The organism is Agromyces sp. GQ35 (genome assembly GCF_059758475.1).
This window is the reverse complement of record NZ_JCAXEO010000002.1, coordinates 183,617-201,320: the sequence shown is the minus strand read 5'-3', so window position 1 is coordinate 201,320 and position 17,704 is coordinate 183,617. Positions and strand designations below refer to the sequence as shown.

17 protein-coding genes, 1 tRNA gene, 1 other RNA gene and 1 pseudogene are annotated in these 17,704 nt (G+C 68.1%); 10 read left to right on the top strand and 10 right to left on the bottom strand.

Translation table 11 applies throughout. The features are described 5' to 3' along the window. Positions 1-3 precede the first annotated feature (3 nt). On the top strand, positions 4-867 hold the full coding sequence (gene map, locus AC6CH0_RS12915) for a type I methionyl aminopeptidase (RefSeq protein ID WP_498101489.1): 864 nt from the start codon (positions 4-6) through the stop codon (positions 865-867). A 35-nt stretch (positions 868-902) separates the two neighbouring features. Then, the gene (gene ppgK, locus AC6CH0_RS12910) at positions 903-1,655 is read left to right on the top strand and encodes a polyphosphate--glucose phosphotransferase (RefSeq protein ID WP_498101487.1); all 753 of its coding nucleotides are present in this window, start codon (positions 903-905) and stop codon (positions 1,653-1,655) included. Between the two features lie 25 nt (positions 1,656-1,680). On the opposite strand, the gene rnpB is transcribed toward ppgK, so the two are convergent. The 6 genes and pseudogenes from rnpB to AC6CH0_RS12880 all read right to left on the bottom strand — a co-directional run bounded on the left by rnpB (position 1,681) and on the right by AC6CH0_RS12880 (position 6,809). After that, positions 1,681-2,058, bottom strand: an RNA gene (rnpB, locus tag AC6CH0_RS12905) — RNase P RNA component class A. Between the two features lie 29 nt (positions 2,059-2,087). Further along, entirely contained in the window at positions 2,088-2,825 is a 738-nt protein-coding gene (locus AC6CH0_RS12900; RefSeq protein ID WP_498101485.1) for a zinc ribbon domain-containing protein, read from the bottom strand. 55 nt (positions 2,826-2,880) lie between these two features. Beyond that, complete coding sequence (locus tag AC6CH0_RS12895; protein WP_498101483.1) at positions 2,881-3,699, bottom strand: Nif3-like dinuclear metal center hexameric protein; 819 nt, start codon at positions 3,697-3,699, stop codon at positions 2,881-2,883. 66 nt (positions 3,700-3,765) lie between these two features. Further along, positions 3,766-4,359, bottom strand: a pseudogene (ribA, locus tag AC6CH0_RS12890) (GTP cyclohydrolase II); the annotation flags it as partial. A 51-nt stretch (positions 4,360-4,410) separates the two neighbouring features. After that, positions 4,411-5,583 carry a transaldolase gene (gene tal, locus AC6CH0_RS12885; protein WP_498101481.1) on the bottom strand — a complete coding sequence of 391 codons (1,173 nt, stop codon included), beginning with the start codon at positions 5,581-5,583 and terminating at the stop codon, positions 4,411-4,413. After that, positions 5,580-6,809, bottom strand: coding sequence for an NAD(P)/FAD-dependent oxidoreductase (locus AC6CH0_RS12880; protein ID WP_498101479.1), 1,230 nt, complete (start codon positions 6,807-6,809; stop codon positions 5,580-5,582). Before AC6CH0_RS12880 ends, tal begins: the two co-directional genes overlap by 4 nt. 136 nt (positions 6,810-6,945) lie before the next feature. Here AC6CH0_RS12880 and AC6CH0_RS12875 point away from each other — a divergent pair, with 136 nt between their 5' ends. Then, on the top strand, positions 6,946-7,614 hold the full coding sequence (locus AC6CH0_RS12875; protein ID WP_498101477.1) for a helix-turn-helix transcriptional regulator: 669 nt from the start codon (positions 6,946-6,948) through the stop codon (positions 7,612-7,614). A 29-nt stretch (positions 7,615-7,643) separates the two neighbouring features. On the opposite strand, the gene AC6CH0_RS12870 is transcribed toward AC6CH0_RS12875, so the two are convergent. Together AC6CH0_RS12870 and AC6CH0_RS12865 are read right to left on the bottom strand one after the other, a co-directional pair. Continuing rightward, positions 7,644-7,841, bottom strand: a complete 198-nt coding sequence (locus AC6CH0_RS12870) for a hypothetical protein (RefSeq protein WP_498101475.1) — start codon at positions 7,839-7,841, stop codon at positions 7,644-7,646. A gap of 45 nt (positions 7,842-7,886) precedes the next feature. Then, positions 7,887-7,959, bottom strand: a tRNA-Val gene (locus AC6CH0_RS12865). Between the two features lie 55 nt (positions 7,960-8,014). Here AC6CH0_RS12865 and AC6CH0_RS12860 point away from each other — a divergent pair. Beyond that, positions 8,015-8,716 (top strand): hypothetical protein, encoded by a 702-nt coding sequence (locus AC6CH0_RS12860; protein ID WP_498101473.1) that lies wholly within the window; start codon positions 8,015-8,017, stop codon positions 8,714-8,716. A 39-nt stretch (positions 8,717-8,755) separates the two neighbouring features. Here the strand turns inward: AC6CH0_RS12860 and AC6CH0_RS12855 are convergent, their stop codons facing one another. Then, positions 8,756-9,208, bottom strand: coding sequence for a peroxiredoxin (locus AC6CH0_RS12855; RefSeq protein ID WP_498102272.1), 453 nt, complete (start codon positions 9,206-9,208; stop codon positions 8,756-8,758). Positions 9,209-9,385: 177 nt separating this feature from the next. Between AC6CH0_RS12855 and aceE the strand changes: the two genes are divergently transcribed. The 6 genes from aceE to AC6CH0_RS12825 all read left to right on the top strand — a co-directional run bounded on the left by aceE (position 9,386) and on the right by AC6CH0_RS12825 (position 17,011). Beyond that, the gene (aceE, locus tag AC6CH0_RS12850; RefSeq protein ID WP_498101471.1) at positions 9,386-12,112 is read left to right on the top strand and encodes a pyruvate dehydrogenase (acetyl-transferring), homodimeric type; all 2,727 of its coding nucleotides are present in this window, start codon (positions 9,386-9,388) and stop codon (positions 12,110-12,112) included. Between the two features lie 11 nt (positions 12,113-12,123). Continuing rightward, positions 12,124-13,338, top strand: a complete 1,215-nt coding sequence (locus tag AC6CH0_RS12845) for a PucR family transcriptional regulator (protein ID WP_498101469.1) — start codon at positions 12,124-12,126, stop codon at positions 13,336-13,338. Between the two features lie 90 nt (positions 13,339-13,428). Then, complete coding sequence (locus AC6CH0_RS12840) at positions 13,429-14,349, top strand: ACP S-malonyltransferase (RefSeq protein WP_498101467.1); 921 nt, start codon at positions 13,429-13,431, stop codon at positions 14,347-14,349. Between the two features lie 28 nt (positions 14,350-14,377). Then, a complete protein-coding gene (locus tag AC6CH0_RS12835) occupies positions 14,378-15,382 on the top strand; it encodes a beta-ketoacyl-ACP synthase III (protein ID WP_498101465.1) in 1,005 nt (334 codons plus the stop codon). Positions 15,383-15,448: 66 nt separating this feature from the next. Next, on the top strand, positions 15,449-15,697 hold the full coding sequence (locus tag AC6CH0_RS12830) for an acyl carrier protein (RefSeq protein WP_022894469.1): 249 nt from the start codon (positions 15,449-15,451) through the stop codon (positions 15,695-15,697). A 78-nt stretch (positions 15,698-15,775) separates the two neighbouring features. Beyond that, a complete protein-coding gene (locus AC6CH0_RS12825; protein WP_498101463.1) occupies positions 15,776-17,011 on the top strand; it encodes a beta-ketoacyl-[acyl-carrier-protein] synthase family protein in 1,236 nt (411 codons plus the stop codon). 146 nt (positions 17,012-17,157) lie between these two features. Here AC6CH0_RS12825 and AC6CH0_RS12820 read toward each other — a convergent pair whose 3' ends face one another. Then, positions 17,158-17,679, bottom strand: a complete 522-nt coding sequence (locus AC6CH0_RS12820) for a DUF3145 domain-containing protein (protein ID WP_022894471.1) — start codon at positions 17,677-17,679, stop codon at positions 17,158-17,160. Between the last annotated feature and the right edge of the window lie 25 nt (positions 17,680-17,704).

The following is a 17,704-nucleotide window of genomic DNA, read 5'->3' as shown; positions in this document are numbered from 1 at the left end:
CCTATGCCCAAAGACGCCTCCGGCCACCTGATCCCTGGCCGCCTGTCGCCGACCCGATCGGTCGATTCCGCCATCCGCCGCCCCGAGTACGTGGGCAAGCGAGCCCCGGCCGCGTACACCGACGGCGACCGCTACGCCCCCGACGAGGTCGAACGCATCCGGGCAGCGGGCCGAGTCGCCGCCGGTGCCATCGAGGCCGCTGCGACCGCGATCCGGCCCGGCGTGACCACCGACGAGCTCGACCGGATCGTGCACGAATACGTGGTCGCGCACGGCGCGTACCCCTCGACGCTCGGCTATCGCGGGTATCCGAAATCGTCGTGCACCTCGGTCAACGAGGTCATCTGCCATGGCATCCCCGACGACACCGCGCTCGTCGACGGAGACCTCGTCAACATCGATGTCACGGCGTACCTCGACGGGTACCACGGCGACCTCAACCACACGTTCCTCGTCGGCGAGGCGAGCGAAGCGGCGACGCAGCTCGTCGAGCGCACGCGGGAAGCGCTCCGCCGAGGCATCCGTGCCGTTGCACCGGGCCGCCAGGTCAACGTGATCGGCCGTGCCATCGAGGCGTACGCCAAACGGTTCGGCTACGGCGTCGTTCGCGAGTACACGGGCCACGGCGTCGGCCGCGCCTTCCATTCCGGGCTCATCATCCCCCACTACGACGCTCCCGAGTACGACACGGTGATCGAGCCCGGCATGGTCTTCACCATCGAACCGATGCTGACCCTCGGCGGGCGCGAGTGGGAGGTGTGGGCCGACGACTGGACGGTCGTGACCCGCGACCGCTCGTTGACCGCGCAGTTCGAGCACACGCTCGTCGTCACCGAACGCGGTGCCGAGATCCTGACACTTCCCTGAACGCCGCCCGAACGAGCCGCGATAGTGTGGCGCACATGGCGACTGAGCACGCGATCGGCATCGACATCGGCGGCACGGGCATCAAGGGTGCGGTGGTGGACCTCCGCACCGGAGAGCTCGTGTCGGAACGGCGCAAGGTGTCGACCCCCGAGGGCGGCCGACCCGACGACATCCTGCATGCGACCGGCGAACTGCTCGACGGGCTTTCGAACGAATTCGGCGACGCCCTCCCGCTCGGCTTGTGCTTCCCGGCGGTCGTGAAGCACGGTCACACACTCTCTGCCGCGAACATCTCGCGCGAGTGGATCGGCCTACCGGCCGAGCAGCTGTTCGAAGACGCCTTCGGCCGCGAGATCCACTTCATCAACGATGCGGATGCAGCAGGGTACGCGGAGTCCCGGTACGGCGCCGCAGTCGATGCCAAAGACCTCGTCATCCTGACGACGCTCGGCACCGGCATCGGCTCGGCCTTCCTCTACGACGGCGTGCTCGTGCCGAACACCGAGCTCGGTCACATGGAGGTCGACGGCGTGCAGGCCGAGAAGCGTGCGGCCTACTCGGCCATGGAGCGGGAATCCCTCTCCTGGACAGACTGGGCGGCGCGGCTGCAGCGGTTCTACGCCACCGTCGAGTTCCTGTTCTCCCCTGACCTCTTCGTCGTGGGCGGCGGCGTGTCGAAGCATCACGCGCACTTCTTGCCGCTGCTCGACCTGAAGACGCCCATCGTGCCGGCGGTGCACCGGAACAACGCGGGAATACTCGGGGCGGCGTCGCTCGCGGCCCACTGAGACTCATGCCGTACGCCTCAGGGTGCGAATGGGCCGGCTGATACGCCGGGTTCTGTTCACCGGGCGCTTGCGCGACACCGGCTGGACGGCCATCTCTCTCGGGACTACGTTGCCGCAGCCCTCCAGCGGTCTACCCGGGAACGGGACGGGCAGCCCCATCGTTCCCTGTCTGACCTTGCTCCGGACGAGGTTTACCGAGCCGGCCGCGTCACCGCGGCCGCTGGTGGGCTCTTACCCCACCGTTTCACCCTTACCGGGCGTTCGCACGCCCGGCGGTCTGCTTTCTGTGGCACTGTCTCGCGGGTTGCCCCGGGTGGGAGTTACCCACCGTCCTGCCCTGCGGAGCCCGGACGTTCCTCGGCGCACGATCGAAACCGTGCGACGCGACCGTCTTGCCGACCCACTCGCCCTTAGAGTCTACCGTGCCGACTCTCAGAGACCCGACTCGTCGGTCCGCACCAGGATGCGGTCGCACTCGGGGCACTGCACGACCTCATCGGGCGCCGCCTTGCGCACCGACTCGAGGTCGGATCCGGTCAGCGTGATGCCGCAACCGCCGCAGGTTCGCGCCTGGAGCAACGCGGCCCCGACTCCCCCGCCGCGCACGCGGCGCTGTTCGTAGTAGGCGAGCAGCGGTACGGCGACCCCGCCCGCGACCACGGCGCGATCGCGTTCGGTCTGCTCGCGCTCGATACCGAGACCTCCCGCGGCCTGATCGCGTTCGCCCTCGAGTTTCGCAACCTCGTCGACGATCGCCGCTCGCTGCATGTCGATGCTCGAAACGGCGACCTCGGCCTCCTCGACGCGCTCCATGACGACGAGTTCCTGCTCCTCGAGGTCGTTCATGCGTCGGCGAAGCGAGACGAGCTCCGCTTCGAGTGCCGACACGTCCTTGACCGAGGAGGTGTGCTGCAGCCGCTCGCTGTCGCGCGCGATCCGCGCCTCGACGACGGCGACGTCGGACTCGAGCCGCTGCAACTCCAGCCGCGCGTCTTCGAGCGTGCCGAACGCCTCGGCGCGAGTGCCGCGCACGGCCTGGTCGCGGCCGGCGAGCTCAGCGAGCGGCCCGGCCTGCGGAAGCGAACCGAGCCGGTGTGCGAGCTGCGCCAGACGGGTGTCGAGCGATTGGAGTCGCAGCAGTTGTTCCTGTTCGGCGGGGCTGGCCTTCACGTGGTACTCCTCGAGGGATCGGGTTGTCGGTGACGACGGGGTCGATGGTGCGTGCTCACTGCACGATCTGGAAGTCCCAGGGGTCGGTGCGGAGTTCGGAGACGATGACGGTCAGCTCGGGATGCGCTGCGCGCAGTTCGGCCGCAGCGACGTCGAGCCAGAGCCATTCGCTCGCCCAGTGGGAGACATCGAGCAGCGCGGGTCCGCCCGAGAGCTTCGCCTGCTCTCGGGACTCGGAGGCCGGGTGGTGGCGAAGATCGGCCGTGATGTAGGCGTCTGCGGCGCGCACGGCAGGTTCGGAAAGCAGGGAATCACCGGCGCCGCCGCACAGCGCGACCGTATTCACGACATCGTCGAAGCCACCGGCGACTCGTACGCCGGTCGCGGTCGGAGGGAGAAGCTCAGCGAGTCGCCGGGCGAGCCGCCCGACGGTGGTCGGCTCGGGAAGCCGCCCGACTCGTCCGAGCCCGAGTGCGTCGTCGTTCGACGACACGATGGGGCGGGTGTCGACGAGTCCGAGCCGTTCGGCGAGCACGGCCGACGTACCCGCAGCGACGATATCGGCGTTGGTGTGCGCGGTCACGAGGGCGCACTCGGCACGGATCAGCCGGGTGAGGAGCGCCCCCTTGTACCGGTCTTCGGCGACCGACGTCACTCCGCGGAGGAGCAGCGGGTGGTGCGCGATCACGAGGTCGGCGCGCTCGGCGATCGCCTCGTCGACCGTCTCGACGACAGCGTCGACGGTGAAGAGGACTCGGTGCACCGGGGCATCCGGATCTCCGCTCACGAGCCCGGGAGCGTCCCAGGACTCAGCGCCCGCGATCGGCCACAGACGATCGATCGTCGTCAGGAGATCGGCGAGGCTCAGGGTCACTCGCTCAGCCTACCTTCGCGGTCGGCGCCGGCACGGCGCGACCGTCGCCGCGCAGCGCCGACAGCCTCAGGTGTCGGCCGGAATCAGGTGCCCCATGCGATCGCGCTTCGCGCGCAGGTAGGCCAGGTTCGCCGGCGCCGCCCCCGTGACGAGCGGCATCCGCTCGATCACCTCGATGCCGTGTTCGCTCAACTGGGCGATCTTGTCGGGATTGTTCGTGAGCAGTCGCACGGAGCGGAGACCGAGGTCGTCGAGGATCGCCGCCGCCGCGGCGTACTCGCGTGCATCGCCGGGAAACCCGAGCGCGGTGTTCGCATCGAGCGTGTCGAGGCCCGACTGTTGGAGACGGTACGCCTTGAGCTTGGCGATCAGACCGATACCGCGCCCCTCGTGACCGCGTAGGTAGATGACGACCCCGCCTGCAGCGATCCGCTCGAGGGCCAGGTCGAGCTGCGGTCCGCACTCGCATTTCTCGGAGGCGAACGCCTCACCGGTCAGACATTCGGAGTGCACGCGTACGAGGGCCCCCTCTGACACCGCTGTCGTCGAGATGATCGCGAGGTGCTCGCTCCCGGTGACGAGGTCACGATAGGCGCGGAATCGGAACAGCCCGAATCGGGTAGGGATGTCGGTCTCCACCTCGAACGCCACTCGCCGGGTGGTGCCCGCGTTCGCCGGCTCGCATTCGGTCGCCGGCTGCTGTGACATCCGCTATCGCCTCTCGCCGCGATCTGCGTCGAGTGCCGCCTCGACCGTGGCGATCAGTTGCACTCCGGAGTCGCGGAACTTGGCCACGCCCTCGCGCTCGAGTGTCGCCGTGACGTCGTCGTAGGAGATCCCGACCTCGGCAAGGTCGGCGAGCACCGTTCGAGCCGCACCGGCGGTGCCGGTGATCGTGTTCCCGTGCACGCGGCCATGGTCGAACACGGCCTCGAGCGTCTTCTCGGGCATGGTGTTGACGACTTCGGGTGCGACGAGCTCCACGACGTATCTCGTGTCGGGCAGTGCGGGGTCCTTGACGCCGGTCGACGCCCACAACGGACGCTGCACATGGGCACCGAGTGCGAGCAGGCGCCGGGCCCGGTCATCGGCGAACGCCTCCTCGAAGACCTCGTACGCGAGGCGCGCGTTCGCGATGCCAGCGAGGCTTTTGAGCGATCGGGCGGCGTTCGATCCGATCGCCTCGAGTCGACGGTCGACCTCGGTGTCGACTCGCGACACGAAGAACGAGGCGACCGAGCGGATGCCCCGGAGGTCGATGCCCGAGGCAGCGGCGCGCTCGAGGCCGGTGAGGTACGCGTCGATCACGCCCCGGTATCGCTCCAGACTGAAGATCAGGGTGACGTTGACACTGATGCCGAGTGCGATCGAGGCCGCGATGGCCGCGAGCCCCTCGACCGTCGCCGGAATCTTCACGAACACGTTGGGACGATCGATGTGTTCGGCCAGCCGTCGCGCCTCGGCGATCGTCACAGCTGCGTCGTGCGCCGCATCTGCACCGACCTCGATCGAGACCCACCCGTCGACACCGCCGGTCGCGTCGGCGACGGGTCGGAGCACGTCAGCGGCATGCGCGACATCCTGTGTCGTGATCTCGAAGACCGCATCGGCCGCCGAACGACCATCTGCGGCGAGGGAGGCGATCTGCTCGTCATAGGCGGCACTTCCGCTCACCGCAGCGGCGAAGATCGTCGGATTCGTCGTGACCCCGACGACGTTCCGCTCGGTGATGAGGCGCTGCAGGCCGCCGCTGAGGATCCGCTCGCGGGAGAGGTCGTCGAGCCAGATGCTGACTCCCTCGGCGGCCAGCGCCGCGGTCGGCGAGAGGTGCGCTCGCACCGCGCTCGCCTCGGAGCCGATGTCGGGGTCGTCTCGTGTGCTCACAGCTCCTCCAGCGGCACACGCTCGTCGGCAAGACGCTGCGGATCGACCCGATCGCCACGTCGGATGATTCCCTGCACGGACTCGTTGACATCCCACACGTTGACGTTCATGCCTGCGACGACACGGCCTTCCGCGAGCCAGAACGCAATGAACTCACGGCGAGCCCGGTCACCGCGGTAGACGATGTCGGCACCGCGCGTCAGCGGCCCGAATCCCGAGTACTCCATGCCGAGGTCGTACTGGTCGGTGTAGAAGTACGGGATGTCGTCGTAGGAGACCCGCTGGCCGAGCATCGACCGTGCCGCGACAGCTCCTCCGTGCAGTGCATTGGCCCAGTGTTCGCTGCGCAGTCGCATGCCCGCGATGGGGTGATACGCATCCGCGATGTCACCGGCCGCGTACACGTTCGGCAGATCGGTGCGCAGTGCCGCGTCGGTGAGCACCCCGGACCCCAAGGCAGCACCTGCGTTCCGCGCGAGGTCGAGGTTCGGAATCGCACCGACCCCGCAGAGCACGAGGTCGGCGACGATCACCTCTCCGCCGTTGAGGCGCACCCCGGTGACCCGGCCGCGCTCGCCGATGATCGAGTCGACGACGACTGACGGCCTGAGGTCGACGCCGTGCGAGAGGTGCAGTTCGGCGAACATGCGGCCGAGCTCATCGCCGAGTGCATTCGCGAGGGGAATCGGGTCGCGTTCGAGCACGGTCACGTCGTTGCCGAGGGTTCGCGCGGTCGCTGCGACCTCCATGCCGATCCACCCTGAGCCGATCAAGACGAGTCTCCTGCCGCCGGCGGCAAGCTCGACGTGGAGGGTTTCCGAGTCGTCGAGTGTGCGGAGGGTGTGCACCCCGCGGAGATCAGCGCCGGCGATCTCCAGTCGCCGTGCCGCGGAACCGGTCGCGAGGAGCGCCGCGTCGTAAGCGATCGATGCACCGGATTCGAGGTCGATCCGCTGGGCCGACGGGTCGAGTGCGGTGGCCGCGGTGCCGAGCTGCAGCTCGATGTCGTGATCGCGGTACCACTCAGACGGTTCGACGAACACCGAGTCGCGTTCGGCGGCGCCGGCGAGGAAATCCTTCGACAGCGGTGGCCGGATGTACGGATGATGCGTCTCAGCGCCGATCAGGTGCACGCGCCCGTCGAAGCCCTCGTCTCGCAAGGTCTTGGCCGCCGTGGCGCCGGCAAGGCCTGCGCCGACGATCACGAAGTTCGCCGTTTTACTCATGATCACCCGTTTTCCGTGCGACTCGATCGCAGCTCTGCTCCCGACTGTAGGAGCGGGCATTTCTTAAGTCAATGCCTCTTGTTTTAGATTCCGCTCTTCGGTCGAGAAGTGCTGTTTTAGAGATACCATGTCGCGTATGGATGACCCCACGCGGCACGACGATCTCGTCGCCATCGCTTCGATCGCAGACCCGCAGCGGCAGGCCCTGCTCGAGTTCGTGGCGCGGCAACCAGAGCCCGTCGGGCGCGACGAGGCGGCCACAGCCCTCGGTATGGCACGCGGAACAGCGGCGTTCCACCTCGACCGACTCGTCGAGGCCGGTCTGCTCGTCACTGAGTTCCACCGACGCAACGGCAGATCCGGCCCAGGTGCCGGTCGCCCCGCGAAGCTCTATCGCCCGGTCCCCCGTGAACTCGTGGTCTCGGTGCCCGAGCGTCACTACGATGTCGCCGCCGAGCTTCTGATCCGCGCTGTCGAGGAATCCGACCGCACGGGAGAACCCATCCGGCCGACGCTCGGCCGAGTCTCGACCGAACTCGGTCGAGCGCTCGGAGCGGCCTCCGACTCGATGACCGACGTGCTGCAGCGACTCGGCTATGAACCTGTCGACGACGGAGCTGACGGCGTGCTGCTCACGAACTGCCCGTTCCACCGCGTCGCTCAGCACCACACGGCGACGATCTGCAGCGCGAATGCGGCACTGCTGCAGGGCGCCGCCGAGAGCACCGGTGAAGTGCGCCAGGTGGTACTCGAACCTCGCGACGGCTTCTGCTGCGTACGAGTCGCCGCCGACCTTCCACGCTGAAGCCGGCGACCTTCTTCGAAGGTCTCGACCTACTGGTTGCGCAGCCAGTTCATGTCGTCGCCCTTTCGAACCGGGATGCTCCGGGAGAGGTTGCGCTTGAGGTAGGCACGTTTGCGGCGACGCTCGCGACGTCGTCGGCGGCGCTCGGGCGTGAGCAGGAGAACGGCACCGCCGACGATGCTCGCACCGACCACGGTCGCGGCCAGCATCAGCCAGATGGGATCCACGCTCGCTCGCTTTCCAGGTGGTACCACCGACAACTCGCGGGAGAGTGGGCCCTGCCGGGCTCGAACCGACGACATCCACGGTGTAAACGTGGCGCTCTACCAACTGAGCTAAAGGCCCCCGCGTCGCGCGCGGCGCACGCCAATGCTATCGCGCGCTGCCTAGACTCACGGCCATGGAGCCGATGCAACAGCATCCGAGTCGAAGCACGCCGTCGGAGCACCGCTGGCCCTCCGTCGTGGCCCTCGTCGTCGCACTGGCGCTCTACGCGGCGCTGCCCAACGGCTTCCTCGGCCCGCAGCGATTCATCGTGGTGTTCGTCGGTCTCGCGCTGCTCGTGCCGCTCGTCATCGCCAACCCGCACCGGCTGACGAAACGGTCGACGTTCACCAAGTGGGTGTCGATCGTGCTGGCAGCAGGTCTGGTCGTCGCGAACCAGCTCACCCTCGTGCTCCTGCTCGCGTCGCTCGTGAGCGAGCGCCCCGCCGATGCGTCCGGCCTCCTCCTCGCTGCGGCGCAGGTGTGGGTGGCGAACGTCATCGGATTCACGGTGCTCTACTGGGAGCTCGACCGCGGCGGACCGGTCCTGCGGACCATGGCCGCCCGCGCCGACCTTCCCCCGGCCGACCTCCGGTTTCCGCAGGACGAGGATCACGACGCCGTCACCGAGGTGGCCGCACGCTCATCCGTCGTGCACGACTGGATGCCCCGGTTCGTCGACTACTTCTACACGACCGTCTCGAACTCGATGGCGTTCAGCGCGACCGATGCGATGCCCTTGTCGGCCCGATTCAAGCTCCTGATGGCGCTGCAGGCGTTCGGCGGCTTCCTGATCCTGGCGCTCGTGATCGCGCGGTCCGTCAACATCCTCGCGTGAGGCGCATTCGAGAGCACGAGCGGATGCCGCCGAGCCGTGTCAGAGCGAGGCGAGCGCCCGACGGTACTGCTCGAGCGACCGCGCCTCGCCCCGCAGGGCCGCGAAGCTCGCGGCGACGCGACCGTCGGCATCGATGACGAACGTCGCCCGTTCGGCCAGCCCGCTGGATTCGTCGAAGGCGCCGAACGAACGCGCGACCGCGCCGTGCGGCCAGAAGTCAGAGAGCAACGGGAACGCGGAGCCCTCCTGCTCGGACCAGGCGCGCAGCGTGTGCTTCGAATCCACCGACACGGCGATGAGTGCGACGTCGGACTCATCGAACATGGTGATGTTGTCGCGCAGCTCACTGAGCTCGCCCTGGCAGATGCTCGAGAACGCGAGCGGGAAGAACACGACCGTGACGGCTCGGCTGCGGAAACCGGCGAGGCTCACGGGCTGGCCGAACTGGTTCGCGAGGGTGAAGTCGGGCGCGCTGGCGCCGGCGGCGAGGATCACGAAACGGCGTTCCCTTCACAGGATGTTCGGTCGAACCGAGGCCTCAGCCTAGCCCCAACCTTGCGGGCATAGAATCACTAGGATGGCGTGGTGCCACCCGGCCGCGAACCGGCCCATTCGGCGTGCGCACGCCCCACACCCGCAGGCATGATCTGCTGAAGAGAGAGGTCGAGTGTGACTGTCAACGACCAGGATCCCTACTCGGTCGAGGCGATGGACGCCGATCCGGAAGAAACATCCGAATGGGCCGAATCCCTCGATGCGCTCGTCGCAGAGAAGGGACACCAGCGTGCGCGAGAGATCATGCTGAGCCTGCTGAAGCGTTCGAAGGAATTGCACCTGGGTGTGCCCATGGTTCCGACGACCGACTACCTGAACACGATCGCTCCCGAGAACGAGCCCGACTTCCCGGGCGACGAAGAGATCGAGCGCCGCTATCGCGCCTGGATCCGCTGGAACGCCGCCGTGCTCGTGCACCGCGCTCAGCGCCCCGGCATCGCCGTCGGCGGCCACATCTCGACGTACGCGTCGTCGGCCGCCCTCTACGAGGTCGGCTTCAACCACTTCTTCCGCGGCCAGGATCACCCCGGTGGCGGAGACCAGGTCTTCGTGCAGGGCCACGCATCCCCAGGCACCTACGCCCGCGCATTCCTCGAGGGACGACTCTCGACCGATCAGCTCGACGGATTCCGCCAAGAGAAGTCGCACGCTCCGAACGGCATCTCCTCCTACCCGCACCCGCGGCTGATGCCCGAGTTCTGGCAGTTCCCGACGGTCTCGATGGGCCTCGGTCCGATCAACGCGATCTACCAGGCGCAGCTCAACAAGTACGTCACCAACCGCGGCATCAAAGACGCGAGCGACCAGCAGGTCTGGGCGTTCCTCGGCGACGGCGAGATGGACGAGGTCGAGAGCCGCGGTCAGCTGCAGGTCGCGGCGAACGACGGGCTCGACAACCTGAACTTCGTGATCAACTGCAACCTGCAGCGTCTCGACGGCCCGGTGCGCGGCAACGGCAAGATCATCCAGGAGCTCGAGAGCTTCTTCCGCGGTGCCGGCTGGAACGTCATCAAGGTCGTCTGGGGCCGCGAGTGGGACGACCTCCTCGCCCGCGACCACGACGGTGCACTTCGCAACCTGATGAACGTCACGCCCGACGGCGACTACCAGACGTACAAGGCCGAGTCCGGCGCCTATGTTCGCGAGAACTTCTTCGGTCGCGACCCGCGTGCGCTCGAACTCGTCTCGCATCTCTCCGACGACGAGGTGTGGGGCCTGAAGCGCGGCGGCCACGACTACCGCAAGGTCTACGCCGCCTTCAAGGCCGCGAGCGAGCACAAGGGCCAGCCGACGGTCATCCTGGCGAAGACGATCAAGGGCTACGGCCTCGGTCCTGCCTTCGAGGGTCGCAACGCGACGCACCAGATGAAGAAGATGACCCTCGAGAACCTGAAGACGTTCCGCGACCAGATGCGCATCCCCATCACCGATGCGCAGCTCGAGGAGAACCCCTACCTGCCGCCGTACTACACGCCCGGCGATCAGGATGAGGCGATCCAGTACCTGCACGAGCGTCGCCGCGAACTCGGCGGCTACCTGCCAGAGCGTCGGTCGAACCACACGGCCATCTCGCTGCCCGACGATTCGACGTACGCGATCGCGAAGAAGGGCTCCGGCACGCAGGAGATCGCCACCACGATGGCGTTCGTGCGGCTGCTGAAAGATCTCATCCGCTCCAAGGACTTCGGTCACCGCATCGTGCCGATCATCCCCGACGAGGCGCGCACCTTCGGCATCGACGCGTTCTTCCCGACCGCGAAGATCTACAACCCGAACGGCCAGCACTACACCTCGGTCGACCGCGAGCTGCTGCTCGCCTACAAAGAGAGCCCCCAGGGCCAGATCCTGCACGTCGGCATCAACGAGGCCGGGGCCATGGCGGCGTTCACGAACGTCGGCACCTCGTACTCGACGCAGGGCGAACCGCTGATCCCGGTCTACGTCTTCTACTCGATGTTCGGATTCCAGCGCACCGGCGACGCCATGTGGGCAGCCGGCGACCAGATGGCTCGCGGCTTCATCATCGGCGCCACCGCTGGTCGCACCACGCTCACCGGCGAGGGCCTGCAGCACGCCGACGGACACTCGCCGCTTCTCGCGTCGACGAACCCGGCGGTCGTGTCGTACGACCCCGCGTACGGCTACGAGATCGGGCACATCATGCGCTCGGGACTCGAGCGCATGTACGGCGGCCACCACCCCGACCCGAACGTGATGTACTACCTCACGGTCTACAACGAGCCGATCGTGCACCCGGCAGAGCCCGAAGGCGTCGATGTCGACGGCATCGTCCGGGGCATCCACCGCATCAGCGAATCGAACGCCGCAGGACCGAAGGCGCAGCTGCTCGCGTCGGGCGTGTCCGTGCCGTGGATCATCGAGGCTCAGAAGCTCCTCGCTGAAGACTGGGGCGTGTCGGCCGACGTGTGGTCGGTCACCAGCTGGACGGAACTGCGCCGAGACGGGCTCGCCGCCGACGAGCACAACTTCCTGAACCCCGATGCCGAGCGCAGGGTGTCCTACCTCACGCAGAAGCTCGACGGCGCGCGTGGTCCGTTCGTCGCGGTGTCGGACTTCATGCATGCCGTGCCCGACCAGGTGCGCGCCTACGTGCCCGGCGACTTCGCGACGCTCGGAGCCGACGACTTCGGATTCTCCGACACCCGACCCGCTGCTCGGCGGTTCTTCAAGATCGATGGCCCCTCGGTCGTCGTGCGCACGCTCGAGCTCCTCGCCGACCGCGGCGAGATCGACCGTTCGCTCCCCGCACAGGCCATCGAGAAGTACCGGTTGTCCGACGTGAACGCCGGCACCACCGGATCGGCCGGCGGCGAGAGCTAGCAGGCGACGAGGTGGCGACGAGGCCCAAAACGAAGGCGGAGACGCTCGCATGGTTGCGCACCATCGCGGGCGAGCTCGCAACCGCGACGCTCAAGCGTCTCGAAGACACGTTGCCCTGGTACGGCGACATGCCGCCGAGTCGCCGCTCAGCGGTGGGTCTCGTCGCCCAAGCCGGCATCTCCTCGTTCATCGCCTGGTTCGAGGACCCGCGTTCCACGCCATGGATCGCGGCCGATGTGTTCGGCGCCGCGCCGCGGGAGCTCTTGCGGTCAGTGAGCCTGCAGCAGACCTTGCAGCTCATCAGGGTGACGGTCGAGGTCGTCGAAGATCGCATCAAAGACGGCGGTGAGCCGCTCCGCGAGGCGATCCTGCTCTATTCGCGCGAGATCGCGTTCGCCGCAGCCGACGTGTACGCACGGGCGGCCGAGGCGCGCGGACTCTGGGATGCACGGCTCGAAGCCCTCGTCGTCGACTCGATCCTCTCGGGCGAGGCCGACGATGAGCTGCCGAGCCGCATCGCGGCCCTCGGCTGGCACGGGCACGGAGAGGTCTCGGTGCTCGTCGGCACCGCGCCGAAGCAACTCGATGTCGACCATGTGCGCCGCGCGGCGCGGCACATGCACGCCGACGTCCTGATCGGCGTTCAGGGCAACCGCCTCGTGCTCGTGATCGGTCGCGCCGATCCACTCGCCCGCGAGGCCGACGACGCGATCGGCACGGCTCCGGCGCTCACCTTCATGGAGATCGCCGATCAACTCGAACCGCATTTCGGAACCGGGCATCTGGTGCTCGGTCACGCGGTGCCGAACCTGGTGGATGCGTCGAAGAGCGCCAAGGCCGCACTCGCGGGTTTCGCGGTGGCGCGATCCTGGCGCCACGCACCGCGGCCGGTGCACGCCGACGACCTGCTGCCCGAGCGCGCTCTCGCGGGCGACCCGCTTGCTCGCGCCACGCTCGTTCATCGCATCTACCGGCCGCTGCAGGCGCACTCGACCGAGCTGCTGACGACGCTCTGGAGCTACCTCGACAACGGTCGTTCCCTCGAAGCCACGGCGCGCGAGCTGTTCGTGCACCCGAACACCGTGCGCTACCGCCTGAAGCGCGTCTCCGACGTCATCGGTTGGGACGCGACCGGCGCACGCGAGGCCCTGATCCTCCAGTCCGCACTCATCATCGGCTCGATGAGCGACCATGAACTCCCCCCGAAGCGTCGACCGTCGAACTGACGACGAGCTGTCCCGTTCGTACAAGGGTTTCCCGAAGAGCTTGTGGCGTGTGCACACCCGAGCCCGCCGCTCGGTTGGCAGACTGGTGTGGTGATCGTCGTCGTCTGCCCTGGACAGGGCTCGCAGACCCCCGGATTCCTCTCCCCCTGGCTCGCCGAGCCGGCCTATGCCGAACGGCTGTCGGTGCTGTCGGAGGCCGCGGGGCTCGATCTCGCGCACTACGGTACCGAAGCCGACGCGGACACCATCCGCGACACCGCGATCGCGCAACCGCTGATCGTCGCGGCCGGCATCCTGACGCTCGGCACGCTCCTGGCTGATGGGCGCGCCGCACGCATCGGCGGCATCGCCGGTCACTCCGTCGGCGAGATCACGGCCGCCGCGGCATCCGGTGTGCTGAGCGAGACCGACGCGGTCCGCTTCGTCGCCGAGCGAGGCCGGGCCATGGCGGATGCCGCCGCACTCGTGCCGACCGCCATGAGCGCGGTGATCGGAGGAGACGAAGGGGCCCTGCTCACGCGGCTCGACGAACTCGACCTCGAGCCGGCGAATTTCAACGGCGGTGGGCAGATCGTGGTCGCCGGAGCACTCGATTCGCTCGAAGCGCTCAAGACCGAACCGCCCGCGGGTGCGAGGGTCATTCCGCTGCAGGTCGCCGGGGCCTTCCACACGCGCTACATGCGCCCCGCCGTGGACCGGCTCAGCGCCGTCGCGGCCGGTCTCTCCCCCGCCGACCCCGTGCTGCCGCTCTGGACGAACCGCGACGGCAGCGCCGTGACCTCCGGTGCCGCCTTCCTCGACCTCCTCGTCGGACAGGTCTCCTCCCCCGTACGCTGGGACCGCTGCATGGAGTCGTTCCAGGCGGCCGGCGTGACCGGCATCATCGAGGTCGCCCCGGCCGGTGCGCTCGTCGGCCTCGCGAAGCGCGCGCTCAAGGGCGTGCCGAGCGTCGCCGTGAAGACTCCCGACGACATTGCAGCGGCGATCGAGCTCATCGAGCAGCACGCCTGAGCCGAAGAACGACACGAGAAAGCCGAACATGACGCGACCGACCCTGCAGCAATCTCATGGGCCCGCCTACACCCGCATCTACTCGATCGGGGCGGCTCGCGGCGCCAACGCGGTGCCCAACGACGACCTCGTCGGCCCGATCAACTCCTCGGACGAGTGGATCCAGCAGCGCACCGGCATCGTCACCCGTGCACGTGCGGGCGCCGAAGTGCTCGCCGTCGACCTGGCAACGGATGCCGCGCGCGAAGCGATCGAGCGATCGGGAATCTCGCCCGAACTGATCGACCTCGTGATCATCGCCACCATCTCGAACGTGCAACAGACGCCGTCGATGGCCGCTGTCGTCGCCGACCGTGTCGGCGCGAACCCGGCTGCCGCCTACGACACGAACGCCGCGTGCGCCGGCTATGCCTACGCGGTCGCCCAGGCCGACGCGCTCATCCGGACCGGTGCGGCGCAGTACGCCCTCGTGATCGGCGCCGAAAAGCTCTCCGACGTCGTCGATCCCACCGATCGCAGCATCTCGTTCCTGCTCGGCGACGGCGCCGGCGCGATCGTCATCGGTCCGAGCGACACGCCCGGCATCGCACGCACGGTCTGGGGCTCAGACGGCTCCAAGGCGGGCGCCGTCGGCATGAACAACACGCTCACCGAGTTCCGTGACGGAGTCGGCGAGTGGCCGACCCTGCGCCAAGAGGGCCAGACCGTCTTCCGCTGGGCGGTGTGGGACATGGCGAAGGTCGCGAAGCAGGCACTGGATGCCGCGGGCGTCACCGCTGCCGACCTCGCCGCCTTCATCCCGCACCAGGCGAACATGCGCATCATCGACGAGTTCGCCAAGCAGCTGAAACTGCCGGAGACGGTCGTCATCGCGCGGGATATCGAGACCACAGGCAACACCTCCGCCGCGTCCATCCCGCTCGCGACGCACCGACTGCTCGACGAGCACCCAGAACTCTCCGGAGGGCTCGCCCTCCAGATCGGCTTCGGCGCCGGACTCGTGTTCGGCGCCCAAGTGGTGGTTCTGCCCTGAACCACCTGCCCCTGTCCATCTAGACTGTCTCTCGGTCAAACGAGACACCCCCAAGGAGAAGAACCAATGGCATTGTCCACCGAAGAAGTGCTTGCAGGCCTGGCCGAGCTCATCAACGACGAGACCGGCATCGCGACCGACACGGTTGAGCTGGACAAGTCGTTCACCGACGACCTCGACATCGACTCGATCTCCATGATGACGATCGTCGTCAACGCCGAAGAGAAGTTCGACGTGAAGATCCCCGACGAAGAGGTCAAGAACCTGAAGACCGTCGGCAACGCCGTCGACTTCATCGTCAAGGCCCAGGCCTAGCAGCTGCGTGGAGCGGGCCGGCGCCTGAGCCCGGCCCGCTCGATCAGTGTGACCGTTCTCCATCGGAGTGTTTCTCGAATGACCAAGAAGATCGTCATCACCGGCATCGGTGCGTCCTCACCGCTCGGCGGCACCGCACCCGAGAGCTGGAACGCCCTGCTCGCCGGCGAGTCCGGCGCACATACGCTCGAACACGAGTGGGTCGCCGAACTCGAACTGCCCGTCACCTTCGCCGCGGAGGCCAAGGTCCGCCCTGAAGAAGTACTCGAGCGGCCGGTCGCCAAGCGACTCGATCCCTCGAGCCAGTTCGCACTGATCTCGGCGAAGGAGGCGTGGGCCGACGCCGGCGCGCCCGAGGTCGCCCCTGAGCGACTCGGCGTCGACTATGCGACCGGCATCGGCGGCATCTGGACCCTGCTCGACGCCTGGGACACCCTGCGCGAACGCGGGCCGCGGCGCGTGCTTCCCATGACCGTGCCCATGCTCATGCCGAACGCGGCCGCAGCAGCCATCTCGATGCACTTCGAGGCACGCGCGTTCGCGCGCACCGTCGCCTCTGCCTGCGCGTCGAGCACCGAGTCGCTCGCGAACGCCTACGAGCACCTGCAGCTCGGGCTCGCCGACGTCGTCATCGCCGGCGGATCCGAGTCGGCGATCCACCCGATCACGCTCGCGTCGTTCTCGTCGATGCAGGCGCTGTCGCGCCGCAACGACGACCCCGAGCACGCTTCGCGTCCGTACAGCGTCGACCGTGACGGATTCGTCATGGGCGAAGGTGCCGCGAGCCTCGTGCTCGAGACCGAGGAGCACGCGCTCGCCCGTGGCGCTCGCATCTACGCCGAGCTCGCCGGCGGCGCGGTGAGCGCCGATTCGTTCCACATCACTGCGAACGATCCAGAGGGCCGCGGCGCGAGCCGCGCGGTGCACGACGCCCTCACGCAGGCCGGCGCCGCCCCCGAGCAGGTGACGCACATCAACGCGCACGCCACGAGCACGCCGGTGGGCGACATCGCCGAGTACACCGCGCTCGCGGGCGTTTTCGGCGACCGGGTGCACGAGATCCCAGTGTCGGCCACCAAGGCGTCGACGGGTCACCTGCTGGGTGGCACGGGCGCGCTCGAAGCGGTGTTCACGGTACTCGCGCTCGCCAACCGCGTCGCGCCGCCGACCATCAACATCAGCACGCAGGATCCCGCGATCCCCTTGCTGGTCTCCGGCGCACCGCAACCGCTGGGCGACGGGCCGCAGCTCGCCATCAGCAACTCGTTCGGTTTCGGCGGGCACAACGCGGTCGTCGCGATCCGCACGCCGTAGTCCGCTCGCTCGCACCGACATCAGAAGACCCCGGTCGCAGTGACTGCGCCGGGGTCTTCTGGTGCACGGTCCGAGGGTTTCGCTCGTGCGCTGCCGGGAATGCGTCATCCGACCTCGCGTCACGCCGCCGGCGGACCGAGGCTCGCTCAGCCCACCTGGTGCAACCAGACGACCGGCGCGAAGTCGCTCGCATGACGGAAGGGCTCGAGTTCGTCGTCCCACGCCTGCCCGAGCGCGAGCCGCAACTCGCGGTGCAGTTCGATGGGGTCGGTTCCGCCGACCTCCATCGCATACCGGATCCGGTCTTCGGGCACCACGGTATTGCCGGCCGTGTCGGTCTGTGCGAAGAACACACCGAGCTCGGGCGTGTGCATCCACCTCGCCCCGTCGGAGCCCGGCGTCGGATCCTCGCTCACCTCGAAGCGGAGCTGCTCCCAGCCGCGGAGCGCCGACGCGAGCTTCGCTCCGCTGCCGGCCTCGCCCTCCCAGTAGAACTCCGCGCGCATGGCACCGCGAAGCACTGGCTGCTCGCTCCAGTCGAAATTCACCGCCGAGCCGAGCGCGCCGCCGGCCGCCCACTCGACATGGGGGCACAGCGCCCTCGGCGAGGAATGCACGAACAGCACGCCTCGCGCGGTGCGCACTGCCCGCGTGGCATTCTTCGTCATCTCGATCTCCGTTCTTGAGGTGCGT

What these genes read in the sequence shown, in the direction of transcription:
- AC6CH0_RS12825 (WP_498101463.1), top strand. Translation starts at nt 15,776, where the DNA reads ATGACCAAGAAGATCGTCATCACCGGCATCGGTGCGTCCTCACCGCTC.
- AC6CH0_RS12860 (WP_498101473.1), top strand. Translation starts at nt 8,015, where the DNA reads ATGGAGCCGATGCAACAGCATCCGAGTCGAAGCACGCCGTCGGAGCAC.
- map (WP_498101489.1), top strand. Translation starts at nt 4, where the DNA reads ATGCCCAAAGACGCCTCCGGCCACCTGATCCCTGGCCGCCTGTCGCCG.
- AC6CH0_RS12875 (WP_498101477.1), top strand. Translation starts at nt 6,946, where the DNA reads ATGGATGACCCCACGCGGCACGACGATCTCGTCGCCATCGCTTCGATC.
- ppgK (WP_498101487.1), top strand. Translation starts at nt 903, where the DNA reads ATGGCGACTGAGCACGCGATCGGCATCGACATCGGCGGCACGGGCATC.
- AC6CH0_RS12880 (WP_498101479.1), bottom strand. Translation starts at nt 6,809, where the DNA reads ATGAGTAAAACGGCGAACTTCGTGATCGTCGGCGCAGGCCTTGCCGGC.
- AC6CH0_RS12830 (WP_022894469.1), top strand. Translation starts at nt 15,449, where the DNA reads ATGGCATTGTCCACCGAAGAAGTGCTTGCAGGCCTGGCCGAGCTCATC.
- AC6CH0_RS12835 (WP_498101465.1), top strand. Translation starts at nt 14,378, where the DNA reads ATGACGCGACCGACCCTGCAGCAATCTCATGGGCCCGCCTACACCCGC.
- AC6CH0_RS12820 (WP_022894471.1), bottom strand. Translation starts at nt 17,679, where the DNA reads ATGACGAAGAATGCCACGCGGGCAGTGCGCACCGCGCGAGGCGTGCTG.